Origin of the sequence: Sutcliffiella horikoshii (genome assembly GCF_021991925.1) — a bacterium.
In the GTDB taxonomy this organism is placed as follows: Bacteria; Bacillota; Bacilli; order Bacillales; family Bacillaceae_I; genus Sutcliffiella_A; species Sutcliffiella_A horikoshii_F.
The window spans coordinates 103,643-123,885 of sequence record NZ_RXZI01000002.1; the positions used below are offsets into that span (position 1 = coordinate 103,643).

23 protein-coding genes are annotated in these 20,243 nt (G+C 45.0%); 18 read left to right on the forward strand and 5 right to left on the reverse strand.

The annotated features are described in order from the left end of the window. Window positions 1-55 precede the first annotated feature (55 nt). The 5 genes from EKQ44_RS05945 to rluF all read right to left on the reverse strand — a co-directional run bounded on the left by EKQ44_RS05945 (window position 56) and on the right by rluF (window position 4,877). Window positions 56-1,129 carry an ABC transporter substrate-binding protein gene (locus EKQ44_RS05945; RefSeq protein ID WP_237662657.1) on the reverse strand — a complete coding sequence of 358 codons (1,074 nt, stop codon included), beginning with the start codon at window positions 1,127-1,129 and terminating at the stop codon, window positions 56-58. Next, window positions 1,126-1,932, reverse strand: coding sequence for an ABC transporter permease (locus tag EKQ44_RS05950; RefSeq protein WP_237662658.1), 807 nt, complete (start codon window positions 1,930-1,932; stop codon window positions 1,126-1,128). Before EKQ44_RS05950 ends, EKQ44_RS05945 begins: the two co-directional genes overlap by 4 nt. Before the next feature lies 1 nt (window position 1,933). Then, entirely contained in the window at window positions 1,934-2,737 is an 804-nt protein-coding gene (locus tag EKQ44_RS05955; protein WP_237662659.1) for an ABC transporter permease, read from the reverse strand. Beyond that, on the reverse strand, window positions 2,727-3,839 hold the full coding sequence (locus EKQ44_RS05960) for an ABC transporter ATP-binding protein (RefSeq protein WP_237662660.1): 1,113 nt from the start codon (window positions 3,837-3,839) through the stop codon (window positions 2,727-2,729). The genes EKQ44_RS05955 and EKQ44_RS05960 overlap by 11 nt, the downstream gene beginning before the upstream one ends. Before the next feature lie 330 nt (window positions 3,840-4,169). Then, window positions 4,170-4,877: a 23S rRNA pseudouridine(2604) synthase RluF gene (rluF, locus tag EKQ44_RS05965; RefSeq protein WP_237662661.1), complete on the reverse strand. Its 708-nt coding sequence runs from the start codon at window positions 4,875-4,877 to the stop codon at window positions 4,170-4,172. Between the two features lie 403 nt (window positions 4,878-5,280). Here rluF and EKQ44_RS05970 point away from each other — a divergent pair, with 403 nt between their 5' ends. The 18 genes from EKQ44_RS05970 (at window position 5,281) to EKQ44_RS06055 (ending at window position 20,240) form a co-directional block, all read left to right on the forward strand. Beyond that, window positions 5,281-6,387, forward strand: coding sequence for a BMP family lipoprotein (locus EKQ44_RS05970; RefSeq protein ID WP_237662662.1), 1,107 nt, complete (start codon window positions 5,281-5,283; stop codon window positions 6,385-6,387). Between the two features lie 122 nt (window positions 6,388-6,509). Further along, complete coding sequence (locus EKQ44_RS05975) at window positions 6,510-8,033, forward strand: ABC transporter ATP-binding protein (protein ID WP_237662663.1); 1,524 nt, start codon at window positions 6,510-6,512, stop codon at window positions 8,031-8,033. After that, window positions 8,030-9,124 (forward strand): ABC transporter permease, encoded by a 1,095-nt coding sequence (locus tag EKQ44_RS05980; protein WP_237662664.1) that lies wholly within the window; start codon window positions 8,030-8,032, stop codon window positions 9,122-9,124. Before EKQ44_RS05975 ends, EKQ44_RS05980 begins: the two co-directional genes overlap by 4 nt. Before the next feature lie 3 nt (window positions 9,125-9,127). Beyond that, the gene (locus EKQ44_RS05985) at window positions 9,128-10,078 is read left to right on the forward strand and encodes an ABC transporter permease (RefSeq protein WP_237662665.1); all 951 of its coding nucleotides are present in this window, start codon (window positions 9,128-9,130) and stop codon (window positions 10,076-10,078) included. Window positions 10,079-10,358: 280 nt separating this feature from the next. Beyond that, the gene (locus tag EKQ44_RS05990) at window positions 10,359-11,330 is read left to right on the forward strand and encodes a sugar-binding transcriptional regulator (protein ID WP_237662666.1); all 972 of its coding nucleotides are present in this window, start codon (window positions 10,359-10,361) and stop codon (window positions 11,328-11,330) included. Further along, the gene (locus tag EKQ44_RS05995) at window positions 11,311-12,000 is read left to right on the forward strand and encodes a phosphate propanoyltransferase (protein WP_237662667.1); all 690 of its coding nucleotides are present in this window, start codon (window positions 11,311-11,313) and stop codon (window positions 11,998-12,000) included. The genes EKQ44_RS05990 and EKQ44_RS05995 overlap by 20 nt, the downstream gene beginning before the upstream one ends. Next, entirely contained in the window at window positions 11,972-12,715 is a 744-nt protein-coding gene (locus EKQ44_RS06000; RefSeq protein ID WP_237662668.1) for a hypothetical protein, read from the forward strand. Before EKQ44_RS05995 ends, EKQ44_RS06000 begins: the two co-directional genes overlap by 29 nt. A 301-nt stretch (window positions 12,716-13,016) precedes the next feature. Continuing rightward, window positions 13,017-13,316, forward strand: a complete 300-nt coding sequence (locus EKQ44_RS06005) for a EutN/CcmL family microcompartment protein (protein ID WP_237662669.1) — start codon at window positions 13,017-13,019, stop codon at window positions 13,314-13,316. 2 nt (window positions 13,317-13,318) lie between these two features. Further along, on the forward strand, window positions 13,319-14,752 hold the full coding sequence (locus EKQ44_RS06010; protein ID WP_237662670.1) for an aldehyde dehydrogenase family protein: 1,434 nt from the start codon (window positions 13,319-13,321) through the stop codon (window positions 14,750-14,752). Between the two features lie 123 nt (window positions 14,753-14,875). Then, entirely contained in the window at window positions 14,876-15,154 is a 279-nt protein-coding gene (locus EKQ44_RS06015) for a BMC domain-containing protein (RefSeq protein WP_064099827.1), read from the forward strand. A 17-nt stretch (window positions 15,155-15,171) separates the two neighbouring features. Continuing rightward, window positions 15,172-16,011, forward strand: a complete 840-nt coding sequence (gene tpiA, locus EKQ44_RS06020; protein WP_237662671.1) for a triose-phosphate isomerase — start codon at window positions 15,172-15,174, stop codon at window positions 16,009-16,011. A 3-nt stretch (window positions 16,012-16,014) separates the two neighbouring features. Then, the gene (locus EKQ44_RS06025; RefSeq protein WP_237662672.1) at window positions 16,015-16,470 is read left to right on the forward strand and encodes an RpiB/LacA/LacB family sugar-phosphate isomerase; all 456 of its coding nucleotides are present in this window, start codon (window positions 16,015-16,017) and stop codon (window positions 16,468-16,470) included. Between the two features lie 15 nt (window positions 16,471-16,485). Next, complete coding sequence (locus EKQ44_RS06030; RefSeq protein WP_064099690.1) at window positions 16,486-16,770, forward strand: EutN/CcmL family microcompartment protein; 285 nt, start codon at window positions 16,486-16,488, stop codon at window positions 16,768-16,770. After that, window positions 16,771-17,046, forward strand: coding sequence for a BMC domain-containing protein (locus EKQ44_RS06035; RefSeq protein WP_064099689.1), 276 nt, complete (start codon window positions 16,771-16,773; stop codon window positions 17,044-17,046). It abuts the gene before it with no gap. Then, the gene (locus EKQ44_RS06040; protein ID WP_237662673.1) at window positions 17,043-17,306 is read left to right on the forward strand and encodes a EutN/CcmL family microcompartment protein; all 264 of its coding nucleotides are present in this window, start codon (window positions 17,043-17,045) and stop codon (window positions 17,304-17,306) included. Before EKQ44_RS06035 ends, EKQ44_RS06040 begins: the two co-directional genes overlap by 4 nt. Window positions 17,307-17,492: 186 nt before the next feature. Next, complete coding sequence (gene deoC / locus EKQ44_RS06045) at window positions 17,493-18,140, forward strand: deoxyribose-phosphate aldolase (protein WP_237663304.1); 648 nt, start codon at window positions 17,493-17,495, stop codon at window positions 18,138-18,140. 278 nt (window positions 18,141-18,418) lie between these two features. Further along, complete coding sequence (locus tag EKQ44_RS06050) at window positions 18,419-18,619, forward strand: helix-turn-helix domain-containing protein (protein WP_237662674.1); 201 nt, start codon at window positions 18,419-18,421, stop codon at window positions 18,617-18,619. Window positions 18,620-18,827: 208 nt separating this feature from the next. Beyond that, entirely contained in the window at window positions 18,828-20,240 is a 1,413-nt protein-coding gene (locus EKQ44_RS06055) for a sodium/glutamate symporter (protein ID WP_237663305.1), read from the forward strand. Window positions 20,241-20,243 lie beyond the last annotated feature (3 nt).

The window sequence follows — 20,243 nt, forward strand, 5'->3', positions numbered from 1 at the left end:
ATGGAAAAAAAGAAGGTGCCAGTCCTCCTTGCATGGAGGACTGGCACCTTCAAACCTATTTACTGTGCATCTTGAACTCTAAGAACAGTTCATTGTAATAAGCTAAGTTCCGTTTTCCGAGGTTCTCGTATACCTCAAGCTTTTCCGTCAATTCTGGCGGAGGATAGAAGCGCTCGTCACCTGTCAGCTCCTCATCAAGCAACGGCAATGCCGCTTTGTTTGGCGTTGAATAGCTCACATAATCGGTGTTTTCCGCTGCAACCTCCGCATCAAGGATAAAGTTGATGAACTGGTGGGCCGCTTCCACATTCTTAGCTGTTTTCGGGATGACCATATTATCAAACCAAAGGTTAGATCCTTCAATCGGTACGACATATTCAAGATCCTCGTTCTCCCACATCAATTCCGCCGCAACCCCGGACCAGACAAGTCCGATCGCAGCTTCTTCATTCTCAATCAGCATCCTGCTCTCGTCCCCCACAATGGCTTTGAGGTTGGGGGTGAGCGTATCGAGCTTTCTTTTTGCTTCAAGCAGGTGCTCTTTGTTTGTATCGTTTAAGGAATAGCCTAAACTGTTAAGGCCCATCCCCATCACTTCGCGGGCACCATCGATCAGGAGGATTTCATTTCTAAGATCCTCATCCCAAAGGTCGTTCCAGCTTGTAATCTCTTTTCCTCCAAGCATGGAAGGATTGTAGACAATCCCGACCGTCCCCCAGAAGTAAGGCACAGAATATTTATTTTCCGGATCAAAAGGAAGATTCATGAACCGCTCATCGATGTTCCCGAGGTTGGGGAGCTTCGAGTGATCCAACGGGAGGAGCAAGTCCTCCTGAATCATTTTATCAATCATATATTCAGATGGAACCGCGATATCATAGGTGGTTCCGCCTTGTTCTATTTTCGTTTTCATCGCTTCGTTGGAGTCAAAAGTCTCGTAAATGACCTTTACACCGGTCTCATCTTCAAACTGCCTGACCACATCCATGTTGATATAGTCACCCCAGTTATAGATGGTCAGGGTGTTACCGCCTGAGTACCCTTGAGAGGAGTTCAACTCGGTGATCGTGTACCAAAGTACAGTCGAGACGACCACAACAGCAAGAAAGAACTGGACTAGTTTTTTCATCGTCTAACCCCCATTCCAGTGGGCTTATTTCTTACGGTGATGAAGTAATACACAATCACCAGCACGATTGTGAACAAGAACAACAGGGTGGAAAGTGCATTGATGTTTAAGGCGATTCCACGGCGCGCAAGCGAATAAATTTCTACAGAAAGTGTCGTAAATCCGTTTCCTGTCACAAAGAATGTGACGGCGAAATCGTCAAGGGAATAGGTCAGTGCCATAAAGAAACCAGCAAATATTCCTGGTGTGATGTATGGCAGGACGACCTTTCTCATCACATCCCAACGGCTTGCTCCAAGATCATGTGCCGCGTCGATCAATGTTGGGCTCATTTCCAAGAGCTTTGGCAATACCATCAATACGACAATCGGTACACAAAAGGCAATATGGGAAAGAAGAACCGAATACATCCCAAGCTTGATCCCAGCCATCGTGAACAATATCAGGAAGGAAGCACCGATAATGACATCAGGGCTCACAATCAAAACATTGTTTAAGGATAATAAGGTACTCTTTGTCCTTCTATTTTTAAACGAATAGATAGCGATGGCACCCATCACCCCAATAATGGTTGAAATCAACGCCGAAAGCAGGGCGATAAGTAGCGTGTTCAAAACGATAATCAGCAGTCGCGTATCCGCGAACAGCTCCCGATACCACTCCAATGTAAAGCTTTCAAAGTCATACATCGATCCCCCGCTGTTAAACGAGTAAAACACGAGGAAGAAAATAGGTAAATACAGAATCGCGAAAATCAAGACGAGAAATAACGTCGATAACGGAGATGTTTTTCTATTACCCATGTTAAATTCCTCGCTTTCTGCTGCTTGTCATTTTCATGAATAGGAACATGATGATAATCAAAAATACGGCAATGGTCGAACCCATCCCCCAGTCTTGAGTGACAAGGAAATGCTGTTCAATTGCCGTTCCAAGTGTGATGACCCGGTTTCCGGCTATCAATCTTGTAAGCATAAAAAGGGATAGAGCTGGAATAAAGACAATCTGACATCCGACCTTTACTCCGTCCATCGTAAGAGGTAAGGTGACCCTCCAAAACGTCGTGAAACGGGAGGCACCAAGGTCATTGGCCGCATCGATCAATGTCGGATTCAACTCATTCAATGCGTTAAAAATAGGTAAGATCATAAACGGAATAAAAATATAGACCGAAACGAACACAAAGCTAAAGTCTGTGAACAAAATTTGCGTGGATCCGATCCCGATTACTTCTAAAAAGCTGTTGGCGATTCCGTACGTACCGAAGATACCCAGGAAGGCATATGCTTTCAGGAGCAGATTGATCCAGGAAGGAACAATGAGCAACAAAAGCCATAAGTACTTATGACGGGTTCGTGTTAACAATAATGCCGTCGGATAGGCGATCAGTAGGGTGATGGCTGTGATCAAAAACGCATACCAAAACGAACTCAACGTCATTTTTAGATAAACAGGTGTAAAGAATTTTTGATAGTTTTCAAGTGATAGATTGCCCTCGATGTTAAAAAAAGAATAATAGAGGACAAGTAGGATCGGCGCTATAACAAACAGCGCGATCCAAAGTGCATAAGGGATAAAATAAAGGTTTTTCGTCAGTCTATTTTCCATGGCTCTCTCCGCTTGCAAGGGAATAGCCTTCTAGTCGTCTATCAAAATCTTCTTCCGATTCCCCAAGGCGCATGACGTGGATAGCTTCGGGGTCAAAGAATAAACCAATCTGATCCCCAACGGTCGCTTTCTTGGTAGAGTGAACAAGCCACTCATTGCCTTCTTGGTCATAGCTGCTTATCTCATAATGAACACCTCTGAACAGCTGCGAGTCCACCCGTACCTGCAGCTTGCCTTCTGCTGGCGTGGTGATGGCCAAATCCTCAGGTCGGATGACAATGTCCACCTTTTCGTCGTGTTTAAGCCCCTTGTCCACACACTCAAATTGTTTGCAGGCAAATTCCACAAGGTAATCCTTGATCATCCGGCCTTCAACGATATTGGATTCTCCAATAAAGTCGGCGACAAATCGGTTAATCGGCTCGTCATAAATATCTGTCGGGGTCCCGCTTTGAATGATTTTCCCTTCATTCAAGACGAAGATCTCATCTGACATGGCCAATGCTTCCTCCTGGTCATGGGTGACAAAAATGAAAGTGATGCCAAGGCGTTGCTGAAGTTCTCTTAATTCGTACTGCATCTCTGTACGGAGTTTCAGGTCCAATGCGGATAGAGGTTCGTCTAGTAGAATCACTTCTGGTTCATTTACGATGGCACGAGCAATCGCTACACGCTGGCGCTGACCACCGGACATCTCCCTGATTTCGCGAGTTTCGAAGCCTTCGAGATTAACAAAGCTAAGCGCTTCGGTCACCTTTTTTTCAATATCCGCTTTTTTCATCTTTTTAATCTTCAGCCCAAATACCACATTTTCAAACACATTCAGATGAGGGAAAAGAGCGTAGTCCTGAAAAACGGTATTTACCTGACGTTTGTTGGCCGGTACATCGTTCATCTTTTTGCCGTTAAAATAAATGTCCCCTGCAGACGCTTCCGTAAATCCGGCAATCAATCTAAGGATGGTAGTCTTCCCGCAACCGGAAGGTCCAAGTAAGGTATAGAATTTTCCCCGTTCAATTTCAAAACTAACATCATTAAGCACAGCAGGATCGTTGTCGAACTGCTTGCGAACATCTTTAAACTGAATAATTGCGTTAGTCATAGCAACCTCCCTATATATAAGCTTCTATTAATTGATTTCTGTAAAGTATCATCTAGCTGGTTGTTGGAGCGAGCAATAGGCGAAGATTCCGGCGCGAAGTAGCGTTAGGTGGAAACCCGGCAGGCGGGGCTCGAGGAGGCTCGAGCAGCGTCCCGTGGAAAGCGAAGCCCGACGCATCAACCAACATCCGTAATTAACAGAACAAACATGTATTTTCCAGTATATTAATTCGTGATTCGGAACAATTATACAGGAATGGTTTCAAAATACAATATAAAAAAACGCCCGTCCCCCCTAGCCAATTTATGGACAACGGGGACAGGCGTTTTTTTACCATTCTTTCGGTTCATAATTCAACTCTGCAAATAGCTGGCGTTTTTCCTTTTTGCTAAGGTCACGCCATTGACCCATCGGCAAGTTACCAAGCTCGATATTCATGATCCGGGTCCGCTGAAGGCGGAGCACCTCATATCCGAGCTCTGCACACATGCGGCGGATCTGACGGTTCAACCCTTGCGTCAGGATGATTTTAAAATCAAACTTTGAGAGTTGCTCCACTTCGCATGGAAGGGTTTTGGTTCCAAGTATTTTGACACCTTCGGACATCTGCTTCACAAAGTCCGGGGTGATTGGTTTATCGACAGACACCATATATTCTTTCTCATGCTTGTTTTCAGGGCGCAAGATCTCATTGATGATATCCCCATCGTTGGTCAGTAGAATCAAACCTTCCGATTCCTTGTCCAAGCGTCCAATATGGGAAAGGCGAAGCGGATGGTTCACAAGGTCAATGATATTACCCTTCACATGTTTTTCAGTCGTTGAGGTGATGCCAATCGGTTTATTCAAGGCAATATAAACATTGTCTCTTGCAATTCTGATTAGCTGTCCATTGACCAATACCTCGTCCCCTGGGTTAACTTGTCCACCGATCTTGGCGACCTTACCGTTAATTTTAACTCTACCTTCTTCAATCAGTTTGTCGGCTCCGCGCCTTGAGGCGACACCGGAATCACTGATAAATTTATTGATTCTCATACTATTACACGTCCTTATATGAAAAATGAACTCACTCTTATATAGGAAGAGGAGAGAAAAATTTCTATATATGTACCCTATCATACAATAAACAAAGGACCGCTTACAAATAGGGGGAAACGAGTAGGAAGGTGGAGGGGGGTGGTAGCGCTTTAGTGCTTTAACGGGGAGCGGGTCAGACCCCTCTATGAGACCCCTCTATGTAATTTCTACCAGTGAAGGTAGTAGAAAGCTAGTATTTATCTGCAATTTTTCGACAAGTTCTTGAATTAGGTCCTTTTATTCATGGAATTATGATTATATTTGTAAAATCATATATTGAAATATAATAAATTTAAGAATATAGTAATGTTAGTAAAGGTTTTCAATTTACTATCAATTTTAATTTTGGGGGAGTTCAAGCATGAAAAAGGGTTTAATTGCAACGATCATCACTGTTATGACAACGATGATCTTTTTGGTAGGTTGCGGTTCCGACAATACTGGTGGCTCTGAATCTGCATCAGGTGATAAAAGCGGTTCTGGTATGTTAGTAGGAATGGTTACGGACGCTGGTACGATTGATGACAAATCTTTCAACGAAGGTACTTGGAAGGGAATTCTTCAAGCGAAAGAAGATTTCGGAATTAAAGAGAAATACTTAAAACCTGCAGGTACAACAGAAGCAAACTATATGCAAGAGATCACTAACCTGTATGACGCTGATTTCAAATTTATCGTTACTCCTGGTTTCAAATTTGAAACCGCTGTATTCCAAGCACAAAGCCAATTTGAAGATGCTAAATTCGTTCTAATCGATGGAGCTCCACACAATGGGGATTTCAATCCTGTAGTAGGCGAAAACACGGTTTCTATTTTCTTTGCTGAGCATGAGGCTGGATTCCTAGCTGGTGTTGCAACTGCATTAGAATTAAAAGAAGGCGAAGCTGGATTCATCGGTGGTATGGAAATTCCTCCAGTTCAAAAGTTCAACTGGGGCTTCCAACAAGGTATCGCGTATGCAAATGAAAACTTAGATACAAATGTAAGCATTAAAGCAGAAAACGTAATATACCAAGGTACGTTTGACGCAGTAGCTGCTGGTCAGCAAATTGCTGCGGCAATGTTCGATCGTGGAGTAAATGTTATTTTCGCAGCAGCGGGTGGAGTTGGCGTTGGGGCAATCAACGAAGCAAAAACTCGTGTTGAAGGCGGAGATGATGTATGGATGGTTGGAGTAGACGTTGACCAATACGAAGAAGGAAAGATGGACAATGGCGATTCTGTTATCTTAACTTCTGCAATGAAGAAAATCGACACAGCAGCTGCTGACATGATCAAAGCGGAAATCGATGGAGAGTTCCCAGGTGGAGAAACTCTTACATTTGATGCAACAAACGATGGGATTGGACTTCCTGAAGAAAATCCAAACCTAAGCGATGAAACAACTTCTAAAGTGAAAGAGATCTTTGAATTGATTAAATCCGGTGAAGTAAAAGTTTCTTCTGAGCAAGGCGATTTGATCAAATAATATTAAATGCCTGGCAGATGAATAAAGAAAAAGGCGGGGGGACCCGCCTTTTTTAATGCCAATGAAAGAGGTTAGTTGTCTGTCCTCTTGGGATAAAAAAACAAAAAAGGGAGAATCGCTCTATGGACTATGTAGTGGAGATGCTCAATATCCGGAAAGAGTTTACTGGAATAGTTGCCAATGATGATATTACACTTCGTCTGAAGCAAGGAGAAATTCACGCCCTCCTTGGGGAGAATGGTGCCGGGAAATCAACGCTGATGGCGATACTGTTCGGAATGTACCAACCGGATAGAGGATCGATAAAAATCAATGGCAAGGAAACGAAAATTGCCAATCCAAACGTCGCGACGAAACTTGGAATCGGGATGGTGCATCAGCATTTCAAACTGGTCAGTAACTTCACGGTAACAGAAAATATTATGCTAGGCTCTGAGTTGCATAACATGTATGTACTAGATAAGAAGACTGCCAGCAAGAGAATTGAGGACCTGTCCAAAAAGTATGGACTGAACGTAGATCCTCATGCCAAGATTGAAGACATTTCCGTTGGGATGCAACAGCGTGTGGAAATTTTGAAGATGCTGTATCGTCAAGCAGACGTGTTGATTTTGGACGAACCTACTGCAGTTCTTACTCCTCAGGAGATCATAGAACTTGGGAAGATCCTGAAAAACCTGATTGCAGAAGGCAAATCGATCATCATCATCACCCATAAGCTGAAAGAGATCAAAGCGATGGCAGATCGTTGTACCGTTATCAGAAGAGGAAAGACAATTGGCACTGTTAATGTAGCAGAAACAAGTAAAGAACAAATGGCTGAAATGATGGTAGGACGCGAAGTAAACTTCAAAGTCAGCAAAAAAGAAGCAACACCAGGTGAAGTCGTTCTAAAAATGGATAATGTGTCTGTGAGAAAGGGCAAAGATGTAATCGCCCTTAAGAACATGTCCTTGGAACTGAAAAAAGGGGAAATCCTTGGAATTGCAGGAGTAGATGGGAACGGTCAGTCTGAAATTGTGGAAAGCATCACAGGCCTGAAGCAAGCAGACTCCGGATCGATTCTATTTGAAGGAAAAGATATAACAAAAATGCCGGTTCGCTCACGAATCGCCAGCGGAATCGCTCATATCCCGGAAGACCGCCATAAGCATGGACTTGTGCTTGATTACACGATTGAAGAAAATATGGTGTTAGAGCTATATCATAAAGAGCCGTATTCCAAACGTGGCGTGTTAAACTTTTCCGCCATTAAAAAGCATGCAGATACTATCATCAAAAGCTTTGATGTTCGTTCAGGAGAAGGTGGGAAATCGATTGCCCGTTCTCTATCAGGCGGAAATCAGCAAAAAGCGGTTATTGGACGGGAGATTGAGCTTGATCCAACGCTATTGATTGCTGTTCAGCCAACTCGAGGTTTGGATGTTGGGTCGATCGAGTACATTCATAAAAGGCTTGTGGAACAAAGGGACAAAGGAAAAGCTGTTCTGCTTGTATCCTTGGAATTGGATGAAGTAATAAATGTTTCAGATCGCATTGCCGTTGTGAATAATGGCCAATTAGTCGGAATCGTGAATGCAAAAGAAACAAACGAAAACGAACTTGGTCTGATGATGGCTGGCGTGATGAAGGGGGAAGAAGAATGAGAAATGGCATAATCTCGTTACTTGCTGTCCTTTTCGGTCTGATTGCAGGTGCGATATTGATGGCAGTCACAGGTAACAATCCTGTGGAAGGATATAAATACTTATTCGAAGGCGGTTTGAAAAACCTGTCTAGAATAGGGAATACGCTAGCTACAGCAACTCCACTTATTTTTACAGGTTTATCGGTAGCTTTTGCATTCCGTACAGGCTTGTTTAATATCGGAGCTGCCGGACAAATGCTTTTCGGAGGTTTTTGTGCGGTTGCAGTTGGCTTGACATTTGATATGTCGAGACCGCTATTGTTGGTGTGTATGGTGTTGGCAGGTTTCATCGGAGGAGCTCTATGGGCATTCATCCCTGGCTTATTGAAGGCCAAATTCAATGTTCATGAAGTAGTATCCACCATCATGATGAACTGGATTGCTTACTGGACGGTTTATTATGCGGTACCGGCTTACTTTAAGGGTGAGTTTTTGGAAACGGAATCTAAAAAGCTACCAGAATCTGCGTCTTTGCGCACACCTATTTTAACAGACATGTTTGATGGTTCGTACATCAACTTAGGATTATTCATTGCGGCCATCACCGTCATCATTTTCTCTTTTATCATCAATAAAACAACACTTGGATACGAGTTGAAAGCGGTAGGGTTCAACCGTGACTCGGCAGAATATGCAGGGATTGCGGTAAACCGCAGCATCATCACTTCCATGGTCATTGCAGGTGGACTTGCAGGACTCGGTGGGGTGGCATTTTATGCAGGAAATGCGACAAGCATCCAGATCGGAATTTTGCCGACTCAAGGATTTGATGGAATTGCTGTAGCACTTCTTGGGGCGAACACTGGAATCGGCGTGTTACTTGCGGCAATCTTCTTCGGTCTTCTATATTCCGGCCGTGGATTCATGAATGCGATGACAGACATTCCACCGGAAATTGCGGATTCCATCATTGCGATCATTATCTACTTCGCTGCGACAAGCATCCTGATAGATAGAATGATCCGTTACTTCATCAATAAAAAGAAAAATAAAAAACAACCAGCAATAGTCCGTAACACGACCGAGACTGAGAAGAAGGAGGAGGTATAAGATATGTGGACAACGATTCAACAGATAGCTCCGTATGCAATTATCTTTACTATCCCTCTTTTGATCACAGCGCTGGGAGCTTTATTCAGTGAACGAAGTGGTGTTGTTAACATCGGTTTAGAAGGATTGATGGTCATCGGTGCTTTCACAGGTGCCCTTGTCATTCTGAAGATGCAGGCAATGATGCCTGGTCAGCAAAAAGCAATCTGGATCGGTCTTGCCCTGGCAACCTTGATGGGATTATTGTTCTCCCTCCTCCACGCCTTTGCAAGTATCAATCTTCACGCCAATCAGATTATCAGTGGTACAGCCATCAATATGATTGCCGCTGCTATCACAGTCTTCTTGGCACGTAACATTACAGGAAGTGGAAACATCCAAATCAGTACGTTAAAGCCATTCAATGTTCCGTTTTTATCAGATATCCCTGTGATTGGCAGTTTACTTTTCACACGAACCTATGCCACTACTTGGTTGGTTCTGGCTATTTTGCTCTTTAGTGCGTTTTTACTCTACAAAACGCCATTTGGATTGCGCTTGCGTTCTTGCGGAGAGCATCCTCATGCAGCTGAAGCAGCAGGAATCAGCGTATATAAAATGCGTTATATCGGCGTTATGATCTCCGGTGCTTTCTCTGGACTTGGTGGAGCGGTATTCATCGTCACAACAGGTGGGGAGTTCAACGGTACGGTTGCAGGCCTTGGTTTCTTAGCACTTGCATCCTTGATCTTCGGGCAATGGAAGCCGCTGGGTATCCTTGCAGCAACGCTATTCTTTGGCTTTGCCACTACGGTTGCAAACGTATCACAGGTGGTTCCTTCATTGGCTGTCATTCCGCCAGTTTTCTTGAAGGTATTCCCTTATGTGGTCACATTGATCGCATTGATCATTTTCTCGAAATCCTCCCAGGCACCAAAAGCTGTTGGTGAACCGTTTGATTCTGGGAAACGATAAGAGGTTGGTTTTAGTTTTGTGGCACGCTCTCTATTTGAGGGCGTGTTTTTTTGTAAGGGAATTTATGCGCTTACATATCTGATTATTAAGAATAAAATATATTGACAGAATTTTTACTAGGTTTATAATGAAGTTAACATATGTTCATCAGTAAATTTACAAAAGTTTATAAAAACGCTTACGACTACCGAAAGAACCTAAATTTCTACAAAAGTCATCATGTTTCTAAGCACTTTCGTACTCTTTCCATGAACATAATTTGAAATCGGGTGAAACGAACATGTCGAATGAAAAAATAGCCCGTTTAGTAGAAGTGGCTAAAATGTATTATCTATTCAATTACAGCCAACAGGAAATCGCCAAAAAGCTTGGTGTATCCCGTCCTACCGTATCACGCCTGCTTGATCAGGCAAAACAGGATGGCGTTGTACATATCAAAATTTGTGATCCGACAGAAGATGTAAACGGGCTGGCAGCTAGACTTCAAGAAACCTTCGGACTGAAAGATTGCGTGGTCACATCCGTTCCGGCCTATGAAGATAACCATATCAAAGGCAGAATCGGGGAGGCAGCGGCCGAATACTTGTACGGCATTGTGAAAAATGGCGACACAATCGGCATTACTTGGGGGACGACACTTTATCAATTGTCCCAGCAGCTTAACCCTAAAAGCGTTCATGATGTGGAAGTTGTCCAATTGAATGGCGGTGTGAGTTACTCGGAACTTAACACCCACGCTTCTGATATCATCAATGGACTCGCAACGGCATTCCATACCACACCACATTTCCTGCCTGTCCCGGCAGTGGTCGATCATCCTGTTGTAAAGCAGGCGATTGTCGCAGACAGACACATAAATAAGGTGCTGGAGCTCGGGCGAAAAGCCAACATCGCTATCTACACGGTAGGAGAAGCTGGGGAGCAGTCGACACTTATGCGGGCGGGTTACTTTTTAGACACAGATGTGGAAACGTTGATAAAGAATGAAACAGTGGCAGATATCTGCTCGCGCTTCATCGACATCAATGGTCATATCAGTAATCAATCCCTAAATGACCGCACCATCGGTATCGAACTTTCCCAATTGGCGGAAAAAGACTACAGCATTCTTGTGGCAGGCGGTAACAAGAAAGTGGAAGGGATCTTAGGGGCACTTAACGGTAATTATGCCAATGTCCTGATAACCGATCAATATACAGCAAAAGCTTTGTTGGAAATGGGGGGGAAGAACAATGGATCGAGCGACCATTAAGGCACTGGTCCAAGAGGTGGTTCAGAACACCTTGAAGATTTCTACGAAACAAGTCCCGATTGCCGTATCCAACCGACATATCCATCTGTCTCCCGAACACGTGGAACGCCTTTTCGGGAGGGGCTACGAGCTGAAAAAGCTGAAGGAGCTCTCGCAACCCAATCAGTTTGCCGCAAAAGAAACGGTCACACTGATTGGGCCAAAAGGAAGAATCCCAAATGTGCGGGTTCTCGGACCGGCAAGAGGGAAAACCCAAGTGGAAGTCTCCTTGTTTGATGGTTACACCTTGGGGGTGACTCCTCCGGTCCGCCAATCGGGAGATCTAGCAGGCTCGGAATCCATCACGATCATGGGGCCAAGAGGACAAATAAAAGTGGAAGAGTGCTTGATTTGCGCCTCCCGTCATATCCATATGCACCCAGATGATGGAGGTAGATTTGGCGTGAAGGACGGAGACATGGTGGACATAAAAGTAGATGGTCCACGTGGTGTCACCTACTCCAACGTTCTTATCCGAGTCTCACCTATATACAAATTGGAGATGCACATCGATCTAGATGAGGCCAATGCAGCCAATATTAAAAATGGCCAGCTCGGTGAAATTACCGCAATAAAGTGTTCTCCAGAAAAGGAGGGAGGTTGTGGCTGTGGATGTAAAGGAAACGGTTAGAGAGCTTGTCAAGAAGGCTGTCGAAGCGTACATGTCCGAACAAGCCAAAGACACCCTTACCAAAAGCGTCAAAAAGAAGCCATCCATAACCGTCCTATTAAGCTACCAATCTACTGATCCTAACAGTATTTTGAAAGCGGTTACGGAAATGAAGTCGTCATTTCAGGTGAGGATAGCAGCTTCAAAGGAATGGGAGGAGCTGCTTGAAGGAGAAGGGGAGGTGCTCCCGTTGGAAGGCGCAGTCTACCAGGAGCTGGAGGCACTCTGGACATCCACGGACCTACTAATTCTACCGGTTGCATCCTTCCAGCTAGTAGCCAAGCTTGCACTGATGCTGGATGATGATCGTGCAGCCAAGACAGCCATTCAATTCCAGCTATTAGGCAAGCCGGTCGTAATCGCCAACAATGAAGTGGAGCTCGGAGTGTATCAACAAATCCTCGCTCCGCATTCTGTCCAAGAAAAACTGCAAACTTACATGCGCACCACCCAAAAGGACCAAGTGAAATGGGTACCACTGAATCAGCTTGTACGCATAGCAAAAGAACAACACAAGCTATATCAGGAAAAACAGCCACTTGTCCTGGCAAAGCACATGGAGCGTGCATCCAGAGAAAATGTAAAAGCCATCAAGGTCCCGAAGAATAGCAAAATCACACCAGTCGCCAAAGACATGGCCAGAGAACTGAAGATTCAAATCCAAAAAGAAACATAAGGCTGACGGGAATAGTGGATTGGAGCGGAAGGCACTCGACTTCTGCGGGGGGATAGCGACAATCTTGAGACCCCGCAGGGCGTAGCCTGAGGAGGCTCAAGGTCGCCCTCTGGATAAGCGAAGCCGTTTGCGGAAATCAACAGCGATGCTAACCAAATCATTAGTGTTCATTACTTTTTCGGTGGCCTCGGCAAAGCCGGAGAGGTTCCCGAACCTCCCCGCGGAAAGCCAGTGCCTGCAGCGAAAAGGAACGGTTAAACTAAATGTTACACGAGGCTCCTAGAAAGGAGGCAACGTACTCATGATCATTGCAAAAGTAACAGGCTCCATCGTCGCAACCACCAAAGCGGAAAAACTCAAAGGCAAAAAACTGCTGATCGTCACACCGCTTGATATGAAAACAATCGAAGAAAATGGCAAGCCCCTTGTTGCCATTGACACAGTCGGGTCTGGCGTAGGGGAAGTCGTTTTAATCGTAAGCGGAAGCTCTGCGAGACAGACAGAAATTACGAACGGGGTACCCGTCGATGCGGCCATAGTAGGAATTGTAGATCAGATTGAACTAAATGGATCCCTGACCTTTTCAAAAGGAGGTAATTAAACGTGCAAATCAAGGAAAGCGACATAAAGGAAATGGTTGCGCAAGTCCTTGCCCAGCTTGGGGATGAAAGCAAACAGCCCTCACCTGGTCCAGAACAGGCACCCAGCGAAGTTCCACTGGGAAATGGGGTGTTCACAACCGTTGATGAAGCGGCAGATGCTGCAACAGAAGCATGGGACAAGCTGAGAGCGACCCCACTTGAAACACGAAAGAACATGATTGAAAAAATGCGGGAAGTGAGCCGGGAGCACGCAAAAGAACTGGCAGAACTTGCAGTAAAAGAGACAGGGCTTGGACGGGTGGAGGATAAAGTGGCGAAGAACCTCTTGGCCGCTGATAAAACTCCTGGAGTGGAAGACATTGTTTCTACCACCTATTCCGGGGATGGGGGTCTGACCCTAGTCGAGTATTCACCGGTTGGCGTGTACGGTGCCATCACCCCATCCACGAACCCTGCAGCAACCATCATCAACAACTCTATCTCTCTAGTGGCAGCAGGGAACGCGGTTGTTTTCAACCCACATCCAAGCGCCAAACTAGTATCTATTAAAACGATGCAGCTTTTGAATGCAGCGATTGTGGCTGCAGGAGGACCTGCAAATACCCTCACTTCCGTTGCGAGTCCCAATATCGAGACATCCAACGAAGTGATGAAGCATCCGAAAGTAAAGGCGTTGGTCGTAACTGGCGGTGGCATCGTGGTACAGGCGGCAATGAGTGCTGGGAAGAAAGTAATCGCCGCAGGCCCCGGGAACCCACCGGTGGTCGTTGATGAAACAGCTATCCTTTCCAAAGCTGCAAAAGACATCGTAACAGGCGCAAGCTTTGATAACAATGTCCTCTGTACAGCGGAAAAAGAAGTGTTTGTAGTTGAAAAAGTAGCAAACTCCTTAAAAAGTGAGATGACCAAAAACGGTGCCATCGAACTGAAAGGTTACCAGTTGGACAAGCTCCTTGAAAAAGTGCTGGTCAAAAAAGGAGAGAAGTACTATCCAAACCGTGATTTTATTGGAAAGAACGCTTCCGTCCTGCTTGAAGTGGCAGGCATCAGGGCTGACGCCAATGTAAGGCTCATCATTGCCGAAACGAAGGAAGAACACCCTTTGGTACACACAGAAATGCTCATGCCGATCCTGCCAATTGTCAGGGTGTCAGATGTGGATAAAGCGATCAGCCTTGCTGTGAAAGCAGAAAAAGGCAACCGACACACTGCCATCATGCATTCTCAGAATGTCACCAACCTGACAAAGATGGCAAAAGAAATTCAAGCAACCATCTTTGTGAAAAACGGTCCATCTGTTGCAGGTCTCGGCTACCAAAGTGAAGGGTTTACCACCCTCACCATTGCAGGTCCGACGGGGGAAGGGTTGACTTCAGCCAAAACCTTCACGCGCCAAAGACGCTGCGTGCTGGTAGACGGCTTCAGAATTGTTTAGGGGGGATGAACAATGGCAGAACGGAATGAACTACCTCAGGAAGGACAGCCTGTGGAACCACCTAAAAATAAGAAAAAGCAAACAAAATCCAAAACTACTAAACAACCATTAGGAGGAATTCAAATGAGTCAAGAAGCATTAGGAATGATTGAAACAAAAGGTCTTATAGGGGCAATTGAAGCAGCAGACGCAATGGTAAAGGCAGCAAATGTAACACTTGTAGGAAAAGAATTCGTAGGTGGCGGACTTGTGACAGTTATGGTACGCGGTGACGTAGGAGCTGTAAAAGCGGCAACAGAAGCAGGAGCGGATGCAGCAGGACGAGTGGGGAACCTTGTATCGGTACATGTCATTCCACGTCCAAACTCCGAAGTAAACGGAATATTACCGGCAGCGAAATAGGAGATAGGTAGAGCAGGATGGATCAATCCATAAAAGCCTATATCAAACAACTTGTCCAAGAGGCAGTAGAGCAATCCGCGAGTTCATTGAACAACTTGCCACCTAGCACTGACAGGAAGCAATACATCATCGCCAATTGGAAAATGAACAAAAACATCCAGGATACGCTGGAGTTTTTACAACAGCTTAAAGAAGGAAACGGAGTGGAAGTGGTGGTTTGCCCACCTGCTCCACTTCTGTACCCTGCAAAGCTTTACGTACAAGGACAAAATAAAAAGATTCATATAGGTGCCCAAAATGTTCATCAGGAAGACAAAGGCGCCTACACAGGGGAAACGGCAGCAAGCCTGTTAAAAGACATCGGCTGCTCCCATTGCATCATCGGACATTCCGAAAGAAGGCAATATGCTCATGAAGATGACGCAATCGTGAACCTAAAAGCAAAACAGGCTTTAAAAAGGGGTCTGACCCCTATCATCTGCATTGGGGAAACATTGGAACAAAAGCAACAGAACCAGACAGAAAAGGTGTTGACCAAACAGATACTCGGCGCCATGGACGGAATCGATGTTCCCCAGGTAGTATTTGCGTATGAGCCAGTATGGGCAATCGGAACTGGGGAATCCGCTACAGCGGAAGAAGCACAGCGCATCCATGCATATATCCGGTCCGTTCTTGATTATCTGGATGAACACAACGCCGAGAAGGTCAGCATTTTATATGGTGGATCTGTAAATGAAAATAATGCGCAAGAGTTCGCTTCTATGACCGACATTGATGGAGTCCTTGTCGGTGGTGCGAGCTTGAAGGTAGATTCTTTCCAGAAAATAATCGCTGTATTTGCCAAAGGAGCGTAGAAAATGAAAAAAGTTGCAATCGGTAGCGACCATGGTGGATACGAGCTAAAAGAAGCAATAAAAGGCTATTTGACGGAGCTTGGCTACGAATACCTCGATTTCGGCTGTAAAGCTAAAGAATCAGTGGACTACCCGGATATAGCGTTCTTCGTTGGGGAATGCGTCGCGACCAACCCTGATTACGTTGGCATCATGATTGATGGAGTTGGCGTGGGTAGCGGAATGGTATTGAATAAGATTCCAGGCGTACGTGGAGCTGTCTGTTGGGACCTATCGTCCGTCATCAATAGCCGTGAACACAATAACGCCAACGTCTTATCCATCGGTGGCCAGTTCATCGGAGAAGGCCTTGCCAAGCAATTGGTGAAAAAATGGCTGGAAACCGAATTTGCAGGTGGCCGCCACGATCGTCGTGTCACAAAAGTTATGGAAGTCGAAAGTCGTTTTATTAAACGCTGAAAGCAGGTTTAGAGCATGTTTGTAGCAAAAGTGATTGGAAATATGATCTGTACCCATAAAGACGAAAACCTGAGAGGGTTGAAGCTTTTAATCGTCCAACCAGTAGATGATCAGTTGCAGGATAAAGGCAAACCACTTGTTGCTATTGACACAATCGGTCAATCGGGAGAAGGGGACCTTGTTTATCTTGCTAAAAGCAGGGAATCCTCTCTGCCATTGAACAAAGACCTCGTCCCATCGGATGCCGGGATACTAGGAATCATTGACTATTACAACGTAAAACGAATGGAGGAAATATAAATGAGCAACGCACTAGGAATGATTGAAACAAAAGGTTTAGTAGGTGCAATCGAAGCAGCAGATGCCATGATGAAGGCTGCAAATGTTTCTTTAGTTGGAAAAGTTCAAGTTGGCGGCGGATTAATCACTGTATTGGTACGCGGTGATGTAGGAGCTGTAAAGGCAGCTACGGAAGCGGGAGCGGATGCAGCGCAACGTGTAGGCGAATTTCTATCTGTACATGTGATTCCAAGACCACACTCCGATATCGAAAAAATTCTTCCTACCACTCTATGAAACTAGCAAAAGTCGTTGGAAATGTCGTTTCGACGATTAAAACACCAAGCCATCAAAACAAAAAGCTCATGGTCGTCATCCCGGTGGACGCGAGCGGCAAGGAATGTGGAGATGCCATGATTGCTTTCGACCGCTTTCACGCTGGTCCCGGCGACTATGTACTGATACTCGAAGAAGGTGGAGCGGCAAGAGACATATTAGAAGATCCCAAAGGCTCTTTTGATGCCGTCATTGCCGGAATTGTCGACCGATTACATTAATGCGAGGTGAACACAATGCAAATGGAAGCATTGGTGGAACAAATTACGAATCAAATCATGGAACAACTGACAAATAAACAACAGCTGGCAGAAGGAAAACCTGTAGCTTCAACTTCAACTGCTTCAACCGGCAACAGCTATGCGAATGTATCATCCAACCTGATCACAGGACCTTCAATCGCAAGGATGATCGACCATACTTTACTAAAGCCCGAAAGCACGAAAGAGCAAGTCGTCAAACTATGTGAAGAAGCGAAAGAATACAACTTTGCCACAGTATGTGTGAATCCTTACTGGGTACCCACAGCTGCCAAAGAACTAAAAGGTTCCAATGTAGGAATTACGACCGTAGTCGGCTTCCCTCTTGGTGCAACCAACAGTTTTGTAAAAGTTTCCGAGACACGTGACGCGATTGCAAGTGGTGCAACGGAGATAGATATGGTCATAAACATCGGTGCCCTTAAATCCGGGGACTTTGAAACGGTCAAAAAGGACATCGAAGCGGTCGTGCTTGCGGCAAAAGGACATGCCCCAGTCAAGGTCATCATCGAAACAGGTCTTTTGGAAACAGAAGAAAAGAAGAAAGCTTGTATTCTGGCAAAAATGGCCGGAGCAGATTTCGTGAAGACTTCCACAGGCTTCGGACCAGGCTGTGCCACAGCTGAAGACATCAAACTCATGCGTGAAGCAGTCGGCCCTGACATGGGCGTCAAAGCGTCAGCATGTGTACGTGACCTGGATACGGCAAGAAAACTGGTTCAAGCAGGCGCAACAAGAATCGGCGCAAGCTCCGGGATCGCCATCGTAACCGGCGGTAAAGGCACTGGATACTAAGCTTAAATGGATAACAGGATGCCAACAGGATGACCTCCATGGCATCCTGTTGTTTTTAGTAATTAGCCTCTGATAAAGTATACGGTTGACTTTTCAGGCAACCTAGCTGTTAATTGGAGCGATAGGAGCGAAGACTCCTAAGCGCCCTTAGGAAAACGAAGCCTAGTGCGGAAAACAGCAGCGGTATATAACAGATGTTTTTGATGTTGAAAAATTCTAAATATTTTTATATAATATATTGTAAGCGTTTGCATAAAAATTACTGGAGGGGGATTAAGGTGAACCATATTGGAAATCAACTTAAGAATGCAAGAACAAGACAAGAGATAGAGATCGACCATCTTGCCGCACTATCAGGCTTGCCTGCAGACACCATCGCAGCAATCGAGGCAGGTACAATGGACGTGCAAGTTTCCACCCTACATAAGCTCTCAGAAGTATTAAGATGCTCATTCTCTGTTGGAGACATGTCTATATAATAGTTTTTAAAGGAACCGGGGGGAAACTCCGGTTCTTTTTTATGTGGCAACTATCTCCCTCCTTTACACCAAGGACAATACATGCGGTAGCTTTGTGGTTGCATAAGTCCGCAATGGCGACTCACTTTTTCTATGATTATCCTTCTGGTTAATAGGGTACTATTTTATATGAAAAATAGAGTATAGAAGGAGGGATGTCCGATTGAACATGTCTCCTGAATTAATAGGTTTCAGCTTCATAATTTTAGGAGCCCTTTTGATTGCCGGAAAGTGGCTACGTGTATCGCTCCCATTTTTGCAAAAGTTTTTTGTCCCAAGTTCCATTTTAGCAGGTCTTATTGGACTCCTTTTAGGCCCTGAAATACTTGGCAAGCTGGGAATGGAACTGTTTGATACTGGAGGGCTTTTTCCGGAGAATATGCAAAAGGTATGGGGAGAGCTTCCCGGATTGTTGATCAGTGTCGTTTTTGCATCTTTTTTTCTTGGTAAATCACTTCCTCACATTAAGAAAATCTGGAAAATATCAGGACCCCAAATTACTTTTGCCCACTTTATTTCATGGGGACAATACGTGGTTGGGATCACGTTGGCTATATTGGTCCTCGCCCCCCTATTTGATTTAAATCCTGCTGCTGGTGCGCTGCTTGAGATAAGTTTTGTAGGTGGTCACGGGACTGCTGCTGGTCTATCAGGGACCTTTTCGAGTGTAGGCTTTGAGGAAGGAAAGGATCTGGCGGTTGGCTTAGCTACAGTCGGTGTACTGACTGGGGTACTGTTAGGGATGGCACTTATTAATTGGGGTGCGCGCAAGGGGAAGACCGAAATACTTTCAAGCCCCAACGATATTTCGGATGAACAGTTGGTCGGGATTATTGCAAAAGAGGATCAAGAGGAAGCACCGGTAGGCAATAAAACGACACGTTCTGAATTTATTGAGACGTTCACCGTACATTTTGCTTACATTGGTGTTGCTATTGGGATAGGGTTTCTCATATTGGAGGGATTAATTCTTCTCGAGGAAGCACTGTGGGTGGATCAAATCGAATTGTTCACCCATTTGCCATTATTCCCCCTCGCAATGGTGGGGGCCATCCTTGTTCAACTCTTAATGACCAAATTTGTGAAGCGTAGCATACTGGATGTTGGCATCATTAACAGAATTCAAGGATTTGCCCTTGACCTCTTAATCACCTCTGCTATCGCAACCCTTTCCCTCACAGTGATTGGGGAATATTGGTTGCCGTTCTTACTAATGTCCTTGACGGCAATCGGCTGGAATGTTCTGGCTTTTATTTTTATCGCTCCTCGAATCATGCCAAATTACTGGTTTGAAAGAGGAATTGGAGATCTCGGACAAGCAATGGGAATGAGTGCTGCTGGAGTATTACTGATTGATTTAGTGGATCCAGAGGAAGAGAGTCCTGCCAAGGAAGGATTCAGCTATAAACAGCTGTTACTTGACCTTATCGTCGGGGGCGGCATAGCGACAGCTGCATCCATTCCCTTCATTGTCGCGTTTGGACCAATCCCAGCTCTCATTCTAGCAACTGTAGTCATGATCGGGTGGTTGTTGCTAGGTATCTTCCACTTTGGAAAAAAGCAGGGAAGTCAGGAAAGTTGAGAA

What these genes read in the sequence shown, in the direction of transcription:
- EKQ44_RS05945 (WP_237662657.1), bottom strand. Translation starts at nt 1,129, where the DNA reads ATGAAAAAACTAGTCCAGTTCTTTCTTGCTGTTGTGGTCGTCTCGACT.
- EKQ44_RS05950 (WP_237662658.1), bottom strand. Translation starts at nt 1,932, where the DNA reads ATGGGTAATAGAAAAACATCTCCGTTATCGACGTTATTTCTCGTCTTG.
- EKQ44_RS05955 (WP_237662659.1), bottom strand. Translation starts at nt 2,737, where the DNA reads ATGGAAAATAGACTGACGAAAAACCTTTATTTTATCCCTTATGCACTT.
- EKQ44_RS05960 (WP_237662660.1), bottom strand. Translation starts at nt 3,839, where the DNA reads ATGACTAACGCAATTATTCAGTTTAAAGATGTTCGCAAGCAGTTCGAC.
- rluF (WP_237662661.1), bottom strand. Translation starts at nt 4,877, where the DNA reads ATGAGAATCAATAAATTTATCAGTGATTCCGGTGTCGCCTCAAGGCGC.
- EKQ44_RS05970 (WP_237662662.1), top strand. Translation starts at nt 5,281, where the DNA reads ATGAAAAAGGGTTTAATTGCAACGATCATCACTGTTATGACAACGATG.
- EKQ44_RS05975 (WP_237662663.1), top strand. Translation starts at nt 6,510, where the DNA reads ATGGACTATGTAGTGGAGATGCTCAATATCCGGAAAGAGTTTACTGGA.
- EKQ44_RS05980 (WP_237662664.1), top strand. Translation starts at nt 8,030, where the DNA reads ATGAGAAATGGCATAATCTCGTTACTTGCTGTCCTTTTCGGTCTGATT.
- EKQ44_RS05985 (WP_237662665.1), top strand. Translation starts at nt 9,128, where the DNA reads ATGTGGACAACGATTCAACAGATAGCTCCGTATGCAATTATCTTTACT.
- EKQ44_RS05990 (WP_237662666.1), top strand. Translation starts at nt 10,359, where the DNA reads ATGTCGAATGAAAAAATAGCCCGTTTAGTAGAAGTGGCTAAAATGTAT.
- EKQ44_RS05995 (WP_237662667.1), top strand. Translation starts at nt 11,311, where the DNA reads ATGGATCGAGCGACCATTAAGGCACTGGTCCAAGAGGTGGTTCAGAAC.
- EKQ44_RS06005 (WP_237662669.1), top strand. Translation starts at nt 13,017, where the DNA reads ATGATCATTGCAAAAGTAACAGGCTCCATCGTCGCAACCACCAAAGCG.
- EKQ44_RS06015 (WP_064099827.1), top strand. Translation starts at nt 14,876, where the DNA reads ATGAGTCAAGAAGCATTAGGAATGATTGAAACAAAAGGTCTTATAGGG.
- tpiA (WP_237662671.1), top strand. Translation starts at nt 15,172, where the DNA reads ATGGATCAATCCATAAAAGCCTATATCAAACAACTTGTCCAAGAGGCA.
- EKQ44_RS06025 (WP_237662672.1), top strand. Translation starts at nt 16,015, where the DNA reads ATGAAAAAAGTTGCAATCGGTAGCGACCATGGTGGATACGAGCTAAAA.
- EKQ44_RS06030 (WP_064099690.1), top strand. Translation starts at nt 16,486, where the DNA reads ATGTTTGTAGCAAAAGTGATTGGAAATATGATCTGTACCCATAAAGAC.
- EKQ44_RS06035 (WP_064099689.1), top strand. Translation starts at nt 16,771, where the DNA reads ATGAGCAACGCACTAGGAATGATTGAAACAAAAGGTTTAGTAGGTGCA.
- EKQ44_RS06040 (WP_237662673.1), top strand. Translation starts at nt 17,043, where the DNA reads ATGAAACTAGCAAAAGTCGTTGGAAATGTCGTTTCGACGATTAAAACA.
- deoC (WP_237663304.1), top strand. Translation starts at nt 17,493, where the DNA reads ATGATCGACCATACTTTACTAAAGCCCGAAAGCACGAAAGAGCAAGTC.
- EKQ44_RS06055 (WP_237663305.1), top strand. Translation starts at nt 18,828, where the DNA reads ATGTCTCCTGAATTAATAGGTTTCAGCTTCATAATTTTAGGAGCCCTT.